The sequence below is a fragment of the Gelidibacter maritimus genome, from assembly GCF_014062315.1.
GTDB lineage: Bacteria > Bacteroidota > Bacteroidia > Flavobacteriales > Flavobacteriaceae > Gelidibacter > Gelidibacter maritimus.
On sequence record NZ_JACGLT010000004.1, the window covers coordinates 330,325 to 348,693 of the forward strand.

The 18,369-nt window shown below is 36.3% G+C and carries 17 protein-coding genes; 12 read left to right on the plus strand and 5 right to left on the minus strand.

Annotated elements, in window-relative coordinates:
* Positions 1-5: 5 nt before the first annotated feature.
* Positions 6-566, minus strand: a complete 561-nt coding sequence (locus H3Z82_RS07530) for an RNA polymerase sigma factor (protein WP_182204356.1) — start codon at positions 564-566, stop codon at positions 6-8.
* A 289-nt stretch (positions 567-855) separates the two neighbouring features.
* Here H3Z82_RS07530 and lon point away from each other — a divergent pair, with 289 nt between their 5' ends.
* From lon to cmk, 3 genes are all read left to right on the plus strand, one after another.
* Entirely contained in the window at positions 856-3,306 is a 2,451-nt protein-coding gene (lon, locus tag H3Z82_RS07535; RefSeq protein WP_182204358.1) for an endopeptidase La, read from the plus strand.
* Between the two features lie 227 nt (positions 3,307-3,533).
* On the plus strand, positions 3,534-4,553 hold the full coding sequence (gene porQ, locus H3Z82_RS07540) for a type IX secretion system protein PorQ (RefSeq protein ID WP_182204361.1): 1,020 nt from the start codon (positions 3,534-3,536) through the stop codon (positions 4,551-4,553).
* 33 nt (positions 4,554-4,586) lie between these two features.
* On the plus strand, positions 4,587-5,279 hold the full coding sequence (cmk, locus tag H3Z82_RS07545) for a (d)CMP kinase (protein WP_182204363.1): 693 nt from the start codon (positions 4,587-4,589) through the stop codon (positions 5,277-5,279).
* Positions 5,280-5,466: 187 nt separating this feature from the next.
* Here the strand turns inward: cmk and H3Z82_RS07550 are convergent, their stop codons facing one another.
* On the minus strand, positions 5,467-5,844 hold the full coding sequence (locus H3Z82_RS07550; RefSeq protein WP_182204365.1) for a LysM peptidoglycan-binding domain-containing protein: 378 nt from the start codon (positions 5,842-5,844) through the stop codon (positions 5,467-5,469).
* Positions 5,845-6,130: 286 nt separating this feature from the next.
* On the opposite strand from H3Z82_RS07550, the gene rpsA reads away from it, so the two are divergent.
* The 7 genes from rpsA to H3Z82_RS07585 all read left to right on the plus strand — a co-directional run bounded on the left by rpsA (position 6,131) and on the right by H3Z82_RS07585 (position 12,782).
* Positions 6,131-7,993, plus strand: a complete 1,863-nt coding sequence (gene rpsA, locus H3Z82_RS07555; protein ID WP_182204368.1) for a 30S ribosomal protein S1 — start codon at positions 6,131-6,133, stop codon at positions 7,991-7,993.
* Between the two features lie 611 nt (positions 7,994-8,604).
* The gene (locus H3Z82_RS07560) at positions 8,605-9,360 is read left to right on the plus strand and encodes a T9SS type A sorting domain-containing protein (protein ID WP_182204371.1); all 756 of its coding nucleotides are present in this window, start codon (positions 8,605-8,607) and stop codon (positions 9,358-9,360) included.
* A gap of 123 nt (positions 9,361-9,483) precedes the next feature.
* Positions 9,484-10,023 carry a bifunctional pyr operon transcriptional regulator/uracil phosphoribosyltransferase PyrR gene (gene pyrR / locus H3Z82_RS07565; protein ID WP_182204373.1) on the plus strand — a complete coding sequence of 180 codons (540 nt, stop codon included), beginning with the start codon at positions 9,484-9,486 and terminating at the stop codon, positions 10,021-10,023.
* Between the two features lie 2 nt (positions 10,024-10,025).
* Positions 10,026-10,376 carry a hypothetical protein gene (locus tag H3Z82_RS07570; RefSeq protein WP_182204375.1) on the plus strand — a complete coding sequence of 117 codons (351 nt, stop codon included), beginning with the start codon at positions 10,026-10,028 and terminating at the stop codon, positions 10,374-10,376.
* A 116-nt stretch (positions 10,377-10,492) separates the two neighbouring features.
* Entirely contained in the window at positions 10,493-11,422 is a 930-nt protein-coding gene (locus H3Z82_RS07575) for an aspartate carbamoyltransferase catalytic subunit (RefSeq protein WP_182204378.1), read from the plus strand.
* A 10-nt stretch (positions 11,423-11,432) separates the two neighbouring features.
* Positions 11,433-11,765, plus strand: coding sequence for a ribonuclease Z (locus H3Z82_RS07580; protein ID WP_182204380.1), 333 nt, complete (start codon positions 11,433-11,435; stop codon positions 11,763-11,765).
* A 108-nt stretch (positions 11,766-11,873) separates the two neighbouring features.
* Positions 11,874-12,782 carry a ribonuclease Z gene (locus H3Z82_RS07585; protein ID WP_182204382.1) on the plus strand — a complete coding sequence of 303 codons (909 nt, stop codon included), beginning with the start codon at positions 11,874-11,876 and terminating at the stop codon, positions 12,780-12,782.
* On the opposite strand, the gene H3Z82_RS07590 is transcribed toward H3Z82_RS07585, so the two are convergent.
* On the minus strand, positions 12,769-13,188 hold the full coding sequence (locus tag H3Z82_RS07590) for a hypothetical protein (protein ID WP_182204384.1): 420 nt from the start codon (positions 13,186-13,188) through the stop codon (positions 12,769-12,771). The genes H3Z82_RS07585 and H3Z82_RS07590 overlap by 14 nt on opposite strands.
* Positions 13,189-13,270: 82 nt before the next feature.
* On the opposite strand from H3Z82_RS07590, the gene pdxH reads away from it, so the two are divergent.
* Complete coding sequence (gene pdxH / locus H3Z82_RS07595; RefSeq protein WP_182204387.1) at positions 13,271-13,918, plus strand: pyridoxamine 5'-phosphate oxidase; 648 nt, start codon at positions 13,271-13,273, stop codon at positions 13,916-13,918.
* A gap of 480 nt (positions 13,919-14,398) precedes the next feature.
* A complete protein-coding gene (locus tag H3Z82_RS07600; protein ID WP_182204389.1) occupies positions 14,399-14,893 on the plus strand; it encodes a CAP domain-containing protein in 495 nt (164 codons plus the stop codon).
* A 629-nt stretch (positions 14,894-15,522) separates the two neighbouring features.
* Here H3Z82_RS07600 and H3Z82_RS07605 read toward each other — a convergent pair.
* Together H3Z82_RS07605 and H3Z82_RS07610 are read right to left on the minus strand one after the other, a co-directional pair.
* A complete protein-coding gene (locus H3Z82_RS07605; protein WP_182204391.1) occupies positions 15,523-17,433 on the minus strand; it encodes an OmpA family protein in 1,911 nt (636 codons plus the stop codon).
* 11 nt (positions 17,434-17,444) lie between these two features.
* On the minus strand, positions 17,445-18,362 hold the full coding sequence (locus H3Z82_RS07610) for a PorP/SprF family type IX secretion system membrane protein (RefSeq protein WP_182204393.1): 918 nt from the start codon (positions 18,360-18,362) through the stop codon (positions 17,445-17,447).
* Positions 18,363-18,369 lie beyond the last annotated feature (7 nt).

Here is an 18,369-nt window from a genome sequence, read left to right on the forward strand (position 1 = left end):
TTTCTTTAAAACCCTTCCACTGGCTTTAATTTCTGTTTCAGACTCTCTTTGGCTCTGGAGATCATCGTTCTGCAATTGGCATAACTGATGTTCATAATTTCACTTATTTCTTCATAATCATAACCTTCAATTAAAGATAAGTTCAGGATAATTTGATAATTGTCCTTTAAGCTTTTCATGCATTTGATAACTTCAGTAGCTCTGAGGTGCGTCCATTCATTGTCGTTTGGCTCATTTTGATCATCTTCAATTTTATACATGACGTCTTCTAAAGAAACTGTGTTGCTTTTTTGTGCTTTGTGATAGTCATAAATACTGTTGTTGATGACAATCCGTTTCAACCAAGATCCAAACATTGAAGACTCTTTAAGGGTCTCAAGCTTTCTAAAAGCAGTTAAAAAAGATTCTTGCATAATGTCTTCGGCCTTAAAACTGTCCTTTACAATTCTAAAACTCGTGTTGTACATGGCCTTATAATATCTATTGTAAACCTCCATTTGCGCATGTTGGTTCCCAGATTTACATTGTTCAAGCAAATCTTCGATATGAGAATTGGTTGGTGTCAAAAAAAGTATGGCTTTGTTATAAGGATGAAGGTAATTAAACTTTGTTACAGTTTTTTGAAAATATTTTGTGACGGAAAGCCGATACGCGTTGAGCGATGCCCGTTTGCAAATAGTCAAAATATAAACGCCATAGATGAAACCGACTATGGCATAACTATTGAAACCTTATCAGTTCAATCATGACACATGCTGCGCTAATGCATTGATTGACAGCGTGTGTCTTGAGTTTATTACTAACAAAATAAATTTAGTTATGTCACTATTCTGACATAATGACCTTAAACATAATATGAAAGAATCTAAATTTTTAAGTCTTGACAGTTTGTCATTTCAGGAGTTTGACGAAAATTCTGAGTTAATTCCGCTAATGACACCAGAAGACGAAGAACAAATTAATAATGAAGAACTGCCCGCGACTTTACCGATTTTGCCATTGCGGAATACGGTATTATTTCCAGGGGTGGTCATTCCAATTACCGCTGGGAGAGATAAATCTATTAGGCTAATCAATGACTCCAACAATGGAAGTAAAGTTATTGGCGTGGTTTCTCAAAAGGATGGTAGTATTGAAGATCCTGAAGCTAAAGATATTTTTAAAATTGGTACGGTTGCCCGCATCCTTAGGGTTCTTAAAATGCCAGATGGAAATACGACGATTATCATTCAAGGAAAAAAGCGATTTGAAGTTAATCAGATCATCACCGAGGAACCTTATATCACTGCAACCGTTAAGGATGTTGCAGAGGCAAAGCCAGCTCAGGACAATGAGGAGTTTTCTGCCATTATCGATTCCATTAAGGATCTCGCACTTCAAATTATAAAAGAGAGTCCAAACATTCCTTCAGAGGCGAGTTTTGCCATAAAGAATATTGAAAGTAATTCGTTTTTGGTGAATTTTGTGTCGTCCAATATGAATCTCTCTATTGAAGAGAAGCAAAAACTGCTTGAAATTAACGATCTGAAGGAACGTGCTTTAGCGACTTTAAAATTCATGAACGTTGAATTTCAAAAATTGGAACTCAAAAATGACATCCAATCGAAGGTGCAGAGTGATATGAACCAACAGCAACGTGAATATTTTCTGCATCAACAAATGAAGACCATTCAAGAAGAATTAGGTGGTGTGTCTTATGATGAGGAGATTGAGGAAATGAAGGCACAAGCAAAATCCAAAAAATGGGATGAGAAAGTTGCTGCACATTTTCAAAAGGAATTGATGAAACTGCAACGTATGAATCCACAAGTTGCAGAATATTCCATTCAAAGGAATTACTTAGAGTTGTTTTTGGAGTTGCCTTGGAATGAGTTCAGTAAAGATAAGTTTGATTTAAAACGCGCCAAGCGTATATTGGATCGTGACCATTATGGAATGGATGATGTTAAGCGGCGAATTATTGAATATTTAGCAGTTTTGAAGCTGCGTAATGACATGAAATCGCCTATTCTATGTTTATACGGACCTCCGGGGGTTGGAAAAACTTCTTTGGGTAGATCAGTTGCCGAAGCTTTGGGTCGCGAATATGTGCGAGTGTCTTTAGGTGGATTGCGTGATGAAGCAGAAATCCGCGGACACAGAAAAACCTATATTGGAGCTATGCCAGGCCGAATTCTTCAAAGTTTGAAAAAGGCCGGAACGTCTAATCCAGTATTCGTTTTGGATGAAATAGATAAACTTTCCAGCAGTCATCAAGGTGATCCGTCTTCAGCTATGTTGGAGGTTTTGGATCCCGAACAAAATAGTGAGTTCCATGACAACTTCTTAGAGATGGGCTTTGACCTTTCCAAAGTGATGTTTATTGCAACAGCAAATAGTTTAAGTACTATTCAGCCGGCATTGTTGGACCGTATGGAGATTATTGATGTGACGGGTTATACCATTGAAGAAAAAGTGGAAATTGCCAAACGTCATCTTTTGCCAAAGCAAATTGAAGAACATGGGCTAACCAATGAGCATTTGAAAATTGCCAAACCACAATTGGAAAAAATTGTTGAGGGTTATACACGGGAGTCCGGTGTAAGAGGTCTTGAAAAACAATTGGCAAAAATGGTTCGCTTTGCGGCAAAGAATATTGCCATGGAAGAAACCTACAATATAAAAGTAACTAATGAAGATATCTTGGAGGTTTTGGGTACTCCAAAAATGCAGCGTGACAAATCCGAAGGCAATGATGTTGCTGGAGTGGTTACAGGTTTAGCCTGGACAAAGGTGGGAGGTGATATTTTATTCATTGAATCCATTCTCTCCAAAGGCAAAGGAACGCTGACCATTACAGGTAATTTAGGAACGGTCATGAAAGAGTCTTCTACCATTGCCATGGAGTTTATAAAGTCTAATGCTGAGGAATTTGGCATTGATCCGGAAGTTTTTGGAAAATATAATGTCCATATTCACGTTCCAGAAGGTGCAACTCCAAAAGACGGACCAAGTGCAGGGGTAACGATGCTGACATCCTTAGTGTCATTGTTTACCCAACGAAAGGTTAAAAATGGTCTGGCTATGACAGGTGAAATTACATTAAGAGGTAAAGTGTTGCCTGTGGGTGGCATCAAAGAAAAAATTCTTGCCGCTAAGCGTGCACGTATCAAAGAGATTTTACTTTGTGAGGACAATAGACGTGACATTGAAGAAATAAAACCGGAGTATTTGAAAGGACTAACCTTTCATTATGTCAAGGATATGCGAGATGTATTAAAAGTAGCTCTCACGGACGAAAAGGTTAAGAACGCAAAAACCTTATAATAGATACAGAGTATTGACAGAATAAACGGCAACCATGTGTTGCCGTTTTTTGATGTTCAACAATTGGTTTTGAATCTCTGATCCCTGTTTCAATTCTCAATACCAATGCTCTTTTATAACTCATTAAGATTCCTGACCCTACAAGTTGGATAGAACGGATACCTTCGGTTTAAAAATAAATCAAACTTATCAGCGTTTTAAGTAAGAAATACTACTTTTGTCGTTCTATGGTTAAGCGGATAACTGTTATATTTTTATTTATTTCGAACATCACAGTTTTCGCACAACTTGGTGGTGAATCCACCTATCAATTCTTGAACTTGGTATCATCACCCCGGCAGGCTGCATTAGGAGGGAAAGTCAATACAAATTTTGATTATGATGTGACGAGCGGATTGTACAATCCTGCTACAATAAATCCTGAAATGGACAATCAGTTAGCATTAAATTATTCCAGTTATTTGGGAGGTATCAGTTATGGTACAGGGGCTTATGCTTATACTTGGGACAGGCATGTGCAGACGTTTCATGTGGGCATGACCTATATTAATTACGGTAAATTTGATGGCTATGATCAAAATGGCGTCTCTACCGGAACTTTTACAGGTAGCGAGGCAGCACTATCATTTGGGTATGGGTTTAGAATTCCCTTTTCTGATTTTTATGTTGGTGCCAGCGGGAAATTAATCACTTCAAAATTGGAGCAATACAATTCAATTGGAGGCGCTATTGATGCGGGAATAATCTATATTAATGAAAACCTTGATTTTCATGCCGCCTTATCCGTTAGAAATTTTGGAACGCAGTTTACAACCTATGCCGATCTGCACGAAAAATTACCTTTGGAGGTTAATCTAGGGTTGTCACAAACGCTGCAGCATGTTCCATTAAGATGGCATCTCACTTTTGAAAATTTACAAAAATGGCCTATTGGCGTTTCAAATCCTGCAAGGGCAACCACCGATTTAGATGGTAACCAAACGCAAGAAAAAGTAGGTTTTTTAAATGAAGTGATGCGACATACCATCGTTGGTGCAGAGCTTTTTCCTGAAGGAGGTTTCAATCTCCGATTTGGATATAATTTCAGGCGTGCGGAAGAACTTCGTATAGTCGATCAGCGTAATTTTTCGGGGCTTTCATTTGGGGTTGGCATTAAAATGAACAAAATGCGATTTAGTTATACACACGCTAGATATACTGGAGCATCAAACACAAGTTTTTTTGGACTACAAATAGATTTAAGATAAACTAAAAAACATCCGTTTCAGCGGGAAACAAATATGAAGAAAATTACTATTGCCATTGACGGATTTTCATCAACAGGAAAAAGTACAGTTGCCAAACAATTGGCCAAAGCTTTAGGCTATGTGTATGTGGATTCCGGAGCCATGTACAGGGCTGTAACACTATATGCCATGCAAAAAAAGATTATTGCCAAAGATCAATTTGAGATTGAAAAATTGATTTCGGAATTGGATAGCTTGACTATTGGTTTTAAATATAATGACAACTTAGGTTTTGCTGAAATGTTTTTGAATGGTGTCAATGTGGAACATGACATACGTACTTTAGAAGTGTCACAATGGGTAAGTCAAGTGGCTGAAATTTCAGAAGTGCGCAGAATGTTGGTGTTACAACAGCAGAAAATGGGGAAGGAGAAAGGAGTGGTTATGGATGGTCGTGATATTGGGACCGTTGTTTTTCCTGATGCCGAATTAAAGTTTTTTATGACCGCTTCCGCCGAAACAAGAGCCAAAAGACGCTATAAGGAACTGCTTGAACGTAACGAAAGTGTTAGTTATGAAGATGTCTTAAAAAATGTGGAATCACGAGACTTAATTGATTCTACAAGGGAGGACTCGCCGCTAATGAAAGCTGAAGATGCCATAGAAATTGACAACTCCAACTTATCCTTAGAGGCGCAGTTTAAGAAGCTATATGCTTTAGCGCAACAAGCGATTCAAAACCAATAATTCATAGTTCATTCCGCGCTCACAATTGGAGAGGCGCAAGTGAAATATTTGGGGTAAGTAAATTATGACCGCAAAGATCAGTGAAGTTCTGCAAAAATAAGCGTATTCAGTATTTTACAGAATGAAAACATCGCCATAAAAAAACGGCCCCTAAGGCCGTTTTAATTGATTTTGAATGGATTAAAAGTTACAGATTAGGTATGATAAGTTCCTGATTTGGATGGATTAAATCAGGATTCTTCAATATATCAGAATTTGCTGCAAAGATCTTTTGGTATTTGGAAGGATCACCATAGTATTGCTTCGCTATTTTGCCAAGAGTTTCACCTGACTTTACAGTATGCCTTGCAAAAACGGAAGTGTCGGCTACTTTAATATCTGCTTTAATGTCTGAAGGATTTTCACCACCAATAGCTTTTATTTTATCCCAAAGAAGATTTTTTTCGTACTGATTCTTCGCAGTTCCTTTGATTTTTAGGACGCCATTTTCTTCAGAAACATCGCCATTTTCTATGTTTAATTCTTGTCCTAAGTCTAAAACACTTTGATACTTAGATTTTACCATGATAATTATTTTTAAAATTAATGTAACTGTAAATATATCGAATTAATACCCAAATCAATAACCCGATAAGTATTAATGTTTAACGGATTCAATCTTGAATGCTTATATCTTGTTTCAAGTTCTCCGAATAATTTGTAAATAAGATAATTATATTGTATTTTTGCACTCCTTTTAGCGATACCCGTGGAAGATAAAAGGAATATCACAAAAAAACAAATAACACTTCTGTGTGTTGATCGCGTAAAACTTCCCAGAGCACTCAGAATACAAATTTAGTATTCAGCACATGTCTGAAAAAGAAACAAATCAAGCGGAGGTAGAAACTACCGAAGCAACAGAAACAGCAGTAGAAACTCAAACTACTGAAAAAACAGCTTCACACGTATCAGAAGCACAAGCAAACCCTGAAAAATTCTTAGAAGAATTCAATTGGCACAATTACGAAGAAGGTATTGAGCAAGTAGATGACAAGAAACTTGAGGAGTTTGAAAAGTTAGTATCAGAAAATTTTGTGGACACCCTTGATGATGAGGTTGTTGAAGGTGAAGTGATCCACATTACTGATCGTGATGCTATTATTGATATCAACGCAAAATCTGAAGGTGTAATTTCTCTTAATGAGTTCCGTTACAATCCAAATTTAAAAGTTGGTGACAAAGTTGAAGTATTAATTGATGTACGTGAAGATGCTAACGGACAGTTGGTATTGTCACATCGTAAGGCTAGAGTTATCAAGGCTTGGGATCGTGTCAACAATGCACATGATACTGGCGAAATCGTAAACGGTTTTGTGAAATGTCGTACTAAAGGTGGTATGATCGTTGACGTATTTGGTATTGAAGCGTTCTTGCCAGGTTCTCAAATTGATGTGAAACCTATTAGAGACTACGATCAGTACGTTAATAAAACAATGGAGTTTAAAGTTGTGAAAATCAACCACGAATTCAAAAACATTGTTGTTTCTCATAAAGCGCTTATTGAAGCGGATATTGAAGAGCAGAAGAAAGAAATCATCAGCCAATTGGAAAAAGGACAAGTCTTGGAGGGTGTTGTTAAAAACATTACTTCTTACGGTGTCTTTATTGATCTTGGTGGTGTAGACGGATTGGTTCACATTACTGACCTTTCTTGGTCACGAATCAACCATCCAAACGAAATTGTTGAATTGGATCAAAAACTAAACGTTGTTATCCTTGATTTTGACGAAGACAAATCAAGAATTCAATTAGGTCTAAAACAATTGAGCAAACATCCTTGGGAAGCCTTGGGCGACACTATTAAAGTGGGCGACAAAGTGAAAGGAAAAGTAGTTGTCATTGCTGATTACGGTGCATTTATTGAAGTAGAAGAAGGTGTGGAAGGCTTAGTTCACGTAAGTGAAATGTCTTGGTCAACGCATTTACGTTCGGCTCAAGATTTCGTAAAGGTTGGAGATGAGATTGAAGCGGTTATTTTAACTCTTGATAGAGAAGACCGTAAAATGTCATTAGGTATCAAGCAATTGACTCCAGACCCATGGACTGATATTACTACTAAATACCCAGTAGGCTCTAAGCACACAGGTATTGTACGTAACTTTACCAACTTTGGTGTGTTTGTAGAATTGGAAGAAGGTATTGACGGATTGATTTATATCTCTGATCTATCTTGGACTAAGAAAATCAAGCATCCAAGTGAGTTCTGTAACGTAGGAGACAACTTAGATGTTGTGGTATTGGAATTGGATGTTGAAGGACGTAAATTAAGTTTAGGTCACAAACAAACTACTGACAATCCTTGGGACAAATACGAAACTGAATTCGCATTAGGCACCACACACAAAGCAGAAATTTCTGAAATCGTAGATAAAGGTGCAACAGTTGAATTTAACGAAGATATCGTTGCATTCGTACCTTCACGTCATTTAGAAATGGAAGATGGTAAGAAATTGAAAAAAGGTGACACCGCTGAATTTAAAATTATTGAGTTCAATAAAGAATTCAAACGTGTTGTTGCTTCTCATACAGCTATCTTTAAAGAAGAGGAAATTGCTAACGTAAAAGCTGCTGTTGCTAAAGCAGAAGCTTCTGCAGCAGAAGCAAAGCCAACACTTGGTGATGCCAATGATGCTTTACAAGCTCTTAAAGACAAAATGGACGGGAAAAAATAAGAACTAATTCCTGCGAAGACAGGAATCAATTCATACATTTTTTTAGTTCTATCAATCAAAAAGCCTTCAATGTAAATTGGAGGCTTTTTCTATTATAAATATCTTCCAAATTAAATAAAACAATAAGCACTCAGGTTTTATCCGTCTTGCTAAAAATCCTAAATATTATTTTTAGTGGATTTAAATTCTTCGAAGATAAATCAAGATAAAGAACAGGTTTTCATTCACACTGTCATGTCTTGTGCTAAAGTTTGTGGGACGACTAACATTCTTGGTTGATTTTGATTGAAACCACCTAATTAGGAGTGAACAACTTGGTTTACGTCTATATGTGTAATTGCTTCATTATTAATATAATAACTTGCAATTTTGAAGAGGTTGTTTAGGACCCAATGCACAAGCCCAAAAGGTGTATGTTGATGTTTTTGTAGTTGAAAGAGTAATTCTCATCGATTTTTTTATGTAGGAATATTTTGATTTTTTTTGCTGAAATTCTAATCTTTGCTTGCACTAAGATTTGGATTTCAAATTATGGTTCTAAACACCAGCGAGAACTGCAAATCAATTAATTCAAAAAATTAAATTATTTGTAAACCTTTAATTATTACTCTATGAGAAAAATTACTTTTATTTTTACAATGGCAGCTATGTTTGCCATATCTTCATCTTACTCACAAGATGGAAATACCATTAATGACCCTATTGATTTAGATGGGTCAACCACTACTCCGGATTTGTTGAATTTAGGGCCGGCAACCAACTCTGGTCTTGAACCTTTATGTAGCACGGCACCTGATATATTTTTTAAACACACTATTTCAACAGGAGATAATAAGTTCGTTTTTGAAATCAGGACCACGGCGGTTGCAGTAAGCGCTACTTCCTCCTTTCAGTTGTTGAAAGCAACAAATGGCGATCTTAATACTTTACAAGAATCATATTGTGCTAATTATACCGTAGAGAGTGGCGTAGGTGGAATTTCTCAGGGTATTATAGAAAACGTAACTCAAGGAGATGTTTACTACTTGAGAGTGTTTAAGCCTACAGGTTTAACAGACGCTCAGTTAAGAGCCTTAGCTGAGGCTTCAACCATTTCTATGGTGTCATCTTATGACAGTACACTCTCAATTGAAAGTCCTGATCATAATTCGTTTAAGATTATTGTTAAACCCAATTCTATAACATTTTACAATAATACAGATTACAGAAATTTTAGTATAAATGCCATTGATGGAAAACAAGTCATGTCGAAAAACAACAATGAAACCTTAAAATCTATTGATATATCAAGTTTAGATAGAGGCGTCTATATATTGACTGTTGAAAATAACGGCGCATTCCAAGCACGTAAGTTTGTCAAGAATTAGTGTTGTATTTGCTAATAGAAAAGGAGCTTTTTCGAAAAAGCTTCTTTCTGTTTTTTATAAACTCTAGAGGCATCAATTCAAATTTTGCATTATCTTTGTTAACCAAACCTGTTTGGATAGTTTATGAGTCAGAAACTGCTACTTAATGCCAAAGAAATTAACATCATTCTTCATCGATTGGCTTGTCAGCTCATTGAAAAACACAATGACTTTTCCGATACAGTACTTATTGGCATACAGCCAAGAGGCAAGTTTTTGGCCAATAGGTTAGCTCAGCTTTTAAAGAGTGATTATCATATAGAACACGTAAAATTAGGTCTTTTGGACATCACTTTTTTTAGGGATGATTTCCGTCGTGGTGAAAAACCATTGGAAGCTAACACCACAGAAATCAATTTCCTTGTGGAGGATAAAAATATTGTCTTTATTGACGATGTCCTTTATACGGGACGAAGTATTCGTGCGGCCTTAACCGCTATCCAATCTTTTGGCAGACCAAATGAAATTGAGTTATTGACTTTAATTGACCGACGATTTAGCCGTCATTTACCCATTCAGCCTGATTACAGAGGGAGACAAGTAGATGCCATTAATGAGGAAAAGGTAAAAGTAAATTGGGTTGAACATGGTGGCGAGGATGCTGTATATCTTGTTAATAGTTAATTATGACTAGCGAAGAATTATTTATGCTTGATAAGAAAATCTCAGAAAACAGAGATGAAGTTATTGTTTCTTTTGGGGCCTTTGATGGCTTAGATGAAATCCATCGCGTAGATGCCATGATGTTTGAGAATATCCCCGAAGAAATTGGCAGTTATGATGGCCATGAAGTCAATATGGACGATACTGATGGTCGGCTTTTTGCCTACGGAAGGAATGCCGAGGAATTATTTAAGTTGATGCAACCTATGCTGCTACAATTTGATTTTTTAAATAAAGCAGTGATCTATCTAAGGTTCAATAAAGAGGACGGCACTTATAGTGAGCTCGAGTTTAATCTTAGCCAAATTGAGTAAAAGGTGTAGTTATAATCTAAAATCTCAAGCTCTAAACTTTAAATCTTGAATTCTAAGAGTGGATATGGTAGTCAATAGGAATAAATAATAAATAATAAGAATAAATAAAACCGACGATGAGCGAATTAAGTGTCAATCACTTATTGGGAATTAAGGATCTGAATTCACAGGATATTCAACTTATTTTTGAAACAGCCGATCACTTTAAGGAGGTCATCAATAGGCCCATCAAAAAAGTACCTTCTCTAAGGGATATAACCATTGCCAACTTATTTTTTGAGAACTCAACCCGTACCAAACTGTCTTTTGAATTGGCTGAAAAGCGTCTCTCTGCGGATGTTATTAATTTTTCGGCATCACAATCGTCCGTAAAGAAAGGGGAAACTTTAATTGATACTGTCAACAATATTTTGTCCATGAAAGTGGATATGGTGGTTATGCGACACCCAAATCCAGGTGCCAGTGTGTTCTTGTCCCAGCATGTTAATGCAAGTATCATCAATGCTGGAGATGGCGCACATGAACATCCTACTCAAGCCTTATTGGATAGTTATTCCATTAGGGAACGTTTCGATACCGTTAAAGGTAAAAATGTGGTTATTGTGGGTGATATATTACATAGCCGTGTGGCACTTTCAAATATATTCGCCCTCCAGTTACAAGGAGCAAATGTTATGGTTTGCGGACCAAGAACATTGCTTCCAAAATATATTGATAAACTTGGCGTAAAAGTAGAAACAAATTTGAAAAAAGCGCTTCAATGGTGTGACGTTGCAAATATGCTCCGTGTACAGAATGAGCGTATGGATATGACCTATTTTCCATCGACAAGGGAATATACTCAACAATACGGGGTTAATAGTGCCTTACTTAATTCTCTGGATAAAGAGATTGTTATTATGCATCCAGGGCCAATTAATCGTGGCGTAGAAATTACTAGTGATGTAGCAGATTCAAAACAGGCCATTATATTAGATCAAGTTCAAAATGGCGTGGCCATTAGGATGGCTGTTATTTATTTATTAGCTTCAAAAATTAAACATTAAATCGACTTATATGATTTTTGATAAAGAAAACAATATTACACTTATAACCCAAGAGAAAAGTACCATCATAGAACTGGTTAAAAAACTTGAGGCAACCTATCCCAAATTTAAGAATGATAATGTCATCATTAATTTATCTGTCTTAAACAAGATTGGTTTACAGGACATTATTGAGTTTTTAGAGTTGTCCAATAGACACCGTCGAGCCAAACATTCTTTCGTTATTGTTACTGAACAAGCAAATTTGGATGACAAGCCTGACGAAATAATGGTTGTACCTACACTTAAAGAAGCCTATGATGTGATTGAAATGGAGGAAATGGAGCGTGATTTGGGAATTTAAGATTAAGTTTATAAGTTGAGGAGTCTGAAGTTGAGATGTACTTAGTTTAAAGATCCTTAAAAACTGCTATTGGCCATCTAGTTAACTCCTAAACTTAAAACTTATACTATGAAATTAACTATTCTTGGTTGCTTCAGTGCGACCCCGCGTAGGGATACTAATCCGACTGCTCAGGTTTTAGAGATTAAAAATCATCATTTTTTAATTGATTGTGGTGAAGGGACTCAGGTGGAATTACGTCGGAATAAAATCAAGTTCGCTCGTATCAAGCACATCTTTATTTCGCATTTGCATGGCGATCACTTTTTTGGGCTGGTCGGGTTGATTTCCACATTCCGATTGTTGACTAGGGAAACTGAATTGCATATACATTGTCCGAAAGGATTAAAGGAGGTCATAACTTTACAGATGAAATTAGCTGATTCATGGACCAACTATCCGCTTTATTTTCATGAATTGACTTCCAATAAATCAGAGCTTATTTTTGAGGATGATAGAGTAGAGGTGTGGACCATTCCATTAGACCATCGTATTTATACCAACGGATTTTTATTTAAGGAGAAGGTGGGAGAACGTCATTTGCATATGCCTTCCGTTATTGAGGCTAATATTGATATGGCTTATTATAGCAAATTGAAACAAGGCTATGATGTAATTAATAATGACGGCGTACTCATTGATCATAAAAAGGTAACCTTGCCTCCAAACCCGCCTAAAAGTTATGCTTTTTGTAGTGATACGGCCTATAAAGAAGATATCGTACCAATAATTGAAGGCGTAGATGTGTTATATCACGAGTCTACATTTCTGGAAAAGCATGCTCATTTGGCGCCAAAAACGAAGCACTCTACGGCCAAGCAAGCTGCTCTAATTGCAAAGAAAGCGAATGTAAAAACGCTTATTCTAGGGCATTATTCTACACGTTATGAAGATTTGAACGCATTTAAATTGGAAGCTCAGACTATTTTTAAATCGGTTGAATTAGCAAAAGATGGCAAGCGGTTTAGTTTTGACTAAACTCTTTAAGATGTTTAACCCAGCTCAAGGCTTCACTTAAGTTATCACACCGTTTCAGGCTGATGTTAGCAAATTGCTTTTCAATGGAAGCGTTGATATATCCAAAATCATTATAAGCCACCGTGGCAGTGGCAATAATGAAATCAAACTCTTCATGAAATCTGTACCATAATTGTGGTTCAATAGAATAAGGATTGACCCTATTTGAGATATAGGCAATTTCTATACCTTCACCATAATAATCCAACATGGCACCTATAACTTCCAAGATTTTCTCCCAATCAAAATGCACACCTTCCTGAAGTTCAGAGATGACAAAATTCTTGCAAAAATAATAATTACCAAATGAGAATTCTATCTTAGTGTGGGGCAGTAGGTCAAAATATTTACTTTCTTCAAATCGCATTTCAGTGAAATAATAGTTAAATTTATAAGAATTTGATGAGTAAAAAAATATATTGAGCCTTTTAACTTTTAATAATTATATAATGGATGCAGACTTAGGGAGTTATAGAAAATCGTATGAAAAGCAAGCTTTAACAGAAGTTAATTTAAGTGATAATCCTATGGAAGTTTTCCAAAAATGGTTTTATGAAGTGGATTCTAATTTTGATGAGTCAGAGACTAATGCCATGACTATATCGACCATTGGACTTGATGGATTTCCTAAAAGTAGGGTAGTGCTTCTAAAAAAATATACCCATGAAGGTTTTATTTTCTACACCAACTATCAAAGTGAAAAATCCAAAGCCATTATCGCTAATCCAAATGTATGCCTTTCATTTTTTTGGCCAAAAGCTGAACGTCAAATAATCATTAAGGGACGTGCAGAGAAAGTGTCCCCTAACATGAGTGACGGTTATTTTGAATCCAGACCACGCGGTAGCCAATTAGGTGCCTTAGTGTCTCATCAAAGTGAAGTTGTAAAGAATAGGGAAGTGCTCGAGAATGAACTGCAACAACTTGAAGCAGAGTTTGAGGGTAAGGAAATTCCAAGACCGGACCATTGGGGAGGCTTTATTGTCAAGCCAGTCTCCATTGAATTCTGGCAAGGTCGTCCAAATAGATTACACGACAGAATACGATTTACACTGAACAAAGAATTTGATTGGGTTATAGAACGACTGGCACCCTGATATAATGACGTCTTTATTGTAACCGAGATGAGATTCTGAAAGTATAAGTATTTTAATTCCATTCATTTCATTCCCATTTTTGGATTCTATTATCTCGACTTTTGTCTCGATTGATAAGATCGTTGCCGTCCTCTCATTTCTCTTGGGGGTGTTTGCCAGTTCTGATTGATTTGAACTCGAGATTCCTGGTTGTTTTTCAAGCTTCAGTAGTGGAAACGCTACGTGTCAGTTTTAATCAAAACCAGCATACAAGAATTTAAGGCATGAAGTAAATTCCAAAACTTATTGTTTTAAATTTACCGATGAAACGCATAAATTCATCGATGTAAAGATGGTATTTTTTTCAGAAACATGCATTTCATCGATGATTTACATATAAAACCGATTAAGTGAGTGTTTTTCATCGATTTTAACATTTCATTAACAGTTTTTTCGTATTACTCTCCTAAATTAGCAGAACCAAATCGAATTAACCTACTTATGAAATTTACTACCTACCTGCCAATGATGGCTTTACTGGCCATGTTTACCTTCTCTTGTTCATCAGATGAATTTCAAGAAGACAAGATTGATCATGTGCAATTAAAAAATGCTCCAGCACCCAAAGTCATTGAATTGGAAATTTTGGAGTTGATCAATAATTATCGGATCGGATTGGATTTAGCACCATTGAACAACTTAAGCATAATTAAGTCGGTTGCATTTACACATACCGATTATATGGTTTCTGTAAATCAAGTTAATCATGACAATTTCTTCCAACGTAAATTGAGTTTGGTAGAGAATGCCGCTGCAACTAAAGTAACGGAAAATGTGGCGTATGCCTATAGTTCTGCTGAATCTGTAGTTAATGCGTGGTTAAAAAGTCCTGGTCATAAAGCAAATATTGAAGGAGATTTCACCGATTTTGATATTTCTGCAGAGAAGAATTCTGAAGGCAAGTGGTATTTTACAAATATATTTATCAAACGTTAGTCTATTAATTGAGTTTTTAAGAATGTTAGTTATTGTGAAAGGACCGCTCTATATGAGCGGTTTTTTTGTTGAAAATAAGGGTAAGCTGTAATAATACCTTCTAATTTTATTGCTCTATGTTGATCCCCATTATAAAGGTAAGTACTTAATCACTAATATGGAATATGATGCATAGCGATTTTGATTTGATTTGATTGGCTGGGCTGCATGACCTTCGGCTGTCAACCTTGCCAATTAGCTTTGTAAAGTGGCATGCCTACTTTAATAAAAGTTCTAACAGTCTCCATGAGGCAAGAAAATGGCATTGTCAATCGTCCATTATCAACAGTATCTAACAACAAAACACTCAAATGTCGCGTTAATTTGAAGCTTTTTCTGGCTGCGCGTCCGCAGTTATAATTCCTGAACAACTAAAATTATTTTGAATATTAAATAGTCCGCTTTAGAATGTTTTAATACACCCTTTATTTCATAAATGCATAGAGGATAAGCGTCGGTCCATTCAAGCAGTAAATGTTTATATGCTTTGGTAAGGGTGTATTAATATTGGCACACAATGTCCGACTCTGACAAATCAACATAAAAAAAGCAGACTCAAGGTCTGCCTTTTTAAAAAATCTTAGAAGCTATTATTTTTCTAATATATAGAAATATGATCTTCTGTTTAACTGGTGCTCTTCGGCGCTACATTTAACCCCGTTAGAACATCTGTTGAGCAATTGTGTTTCGCCAAAGCCGATAGCGCTCTCAATGCGTTCTGGTGCAATACCACGAGATAAAATATAATCTCTTGTGGATTTGGCTCTTCTATCCGATAATTTCATATTATATCGGTCACTTCCTCTACTATCTGTATGAGACTCAATTTTGATGACCATGTTTGGATGTTCTCTCATCACATCAACAATATGCTCCAGTTCATATTCAGCATCTGTTCTGATATTCCACTTGTCAAAGTCGAAGAAGATAGGATTGATTACAATTTGGTTGTCATCAATTAATGGGGTCAAGTAGAGATCGGCATTATTGACTTTACCATCTTCCAAGCTTGTAGTCACATCTTTTCGACCATCTTTATAATCTTTTTTGCTGCCAAGAACAGTATAGGTCTTGTCACAATCAGCATCTAACTTAAAAGCACCAGTTTCGGAAGTCATGACCGTAGCAATAATTTTACCAGTTGAGTTGATCAGTTTGACTTCAACATTTGGAAGAACTTCATTAGTCTTTATATTTCTGGCAATACCCTCAATTATCTGTTTACAAGTTGCGGTACTAAAGCCGTAAATATCATCTCCTCCTTTTCCACCTGGTCGGTTGGAAGAAAAATACCCTGTTTTATAGTCATCATTCATAAAGAATGCGAAATCGTCATACCCACTATTATAAGGAGCTCCAAGGTTTTCAGGTTCAGCATTATCTTTCTTTAGAATATCCGATTTATAAATATCTAATAATCCTAAGTTTAAATACCCATCAGAAGAAAAGAAAAGTGTGTTATCTTTATTAACAAAAGGGAACATCTCACGACCTTCGGTATTTACTTTTGGTCCTAAATTTCTTGGTTCGCTATATTCACCATCTTCCAAAATATTAACAACGTAAATATCCGTTTGTCCAAAACCACCGTCACGATCCGATACGAAATATAATTTTGTATTATCTGGACTTAAGGCTGGATGACCATTGGAGTAATAATCATTATTAAAAGGCAATTCAACAATATTCTTCCAAACACCATCTTCTAATGTGGCTTTGTATAATTTTAAGTGTGACGTTCCTTTCCTGTCATATCCCAATCTATTTCTTTTGTTAACGTTGTCTCTTGTAAAATACATGGTTTGACCGTCATTGGTAATAGCCACAGAAGCTTGGTGATAAGGGCTGTTAATTTTAGAGGAGTTAATAAAATCCGCACTCGAGTATTCTTTATTGCCGTCTTCACCTTCTGAAATTGTTACATAATAAATATCCAAAAAGGGTTCGGCATTCCAACCGTATCTTTTGCTTACATCCGTATTTCTTGCAGAGGCAAAGTAGAGCTTATCACCGGCTACATAGGCACCAAAATCAGAGAACTCTGTGTTGAATGGCAAGTTTTGTGTTTTTACAATAACATCTTCTGTAGATGCTAAATCCTGATAAAGATCGAGGTTGTTGGCATCAAAGTCTTTTACCCGGCTATCATTACCTTGTATGTCCTTAAATTTGACCAACCATTTGTCAGCTTCCTCGTAATTTTTAATACTTCTTAAACTTTGAATGTACTTAAAAATATACTCAGGATTGACCTTGTCATATTTATTAACTGCCTTGCCATACCAAAGCGCTGCTTCTTTTGATCTGGAGTTGTTATAATAACAATCGCCAAGGCGGGTTAATACGTGTTCACTGCTATCACCTTTCTTTACCGCTTCTTCATAAAGTTCAGTTGCTTTAACATAGGCAAAGTTTTTGAAAAACTTATCTGCCAATTTTCTTTGAGCAACCATGAACGTGCTGCTAAGCGCAAAAAAGAGTATAAATAATTTTGTTTTCATAGTCATAGGTTTTAGAAGTATCGAGGCGATTTAATACGTTTACTTTTAAAGATTTCAAACATTAGCAAGATTTCATGCGTTCCACTAGTGTAAGGTCTTAAGTCAGAAAAGGGATATTCATAGGCGTATCCAATACGTAATTGTTTAGACACTTGAAAGTCTGCAATACCTCCTAATGCAGAGGTGTTTTCGTTCATTCTATACGATCCACCAATCCAGAACACATCGTTGAATAGGAAATTTGCAGTGAGATCTAAAGATAGTGGTGCACCGTTGGTTGCTTTCAATAAAAAAGCTGGTTTAAATTTGGTGGTTTCACTCAGGTCAAATACGTAACCCCCCGTGAAATAATAACTTAGTCGTTCTAAGGCTTCATATTCCTGCTCTCCAGTATAGTCTGTATTCAAGAGTCTTGGCGCAGAAAGTCCTAAGTACCATCTTTCAGAGTGCCAATATGCACCGGCACCAATATTGGGTTTCCATCGATTTTCATAACCATAGATGACTGGGTCATCAAATTCGGCAGCTCTGAAATCTGAATCTAAACTAAATCCTGTAAAGCCAGCTTTCAGTCCAAATGCCAATTTTGTATTTTGACCTGTTTGAATAGTATATGAAAAATCGGCATAGAGGTATTGGAAGTTTTGATATCCCAATTCATCATTTATAAATGATAGACCCAATCCGATCTTTTCATTGCGGAGTGGTGTGTGGATGGATAGCGTTTGCGTAGTTGGCGCTCCTTCGAGTCCGACCCATTGGCTTCTGTGCAATCCGACAATACTCAATGTTTCTCTACTGCCCGCATAAGCCGGATTAATAGAAATGGTATTGTACATATACTGCGTAAACTGTGGTAATTGCTGTGCAACGCCCACCCAGCTTGTGAACAGTATGAAAACGATAATATTAAACTTTACAAATTTCATAGGTTAA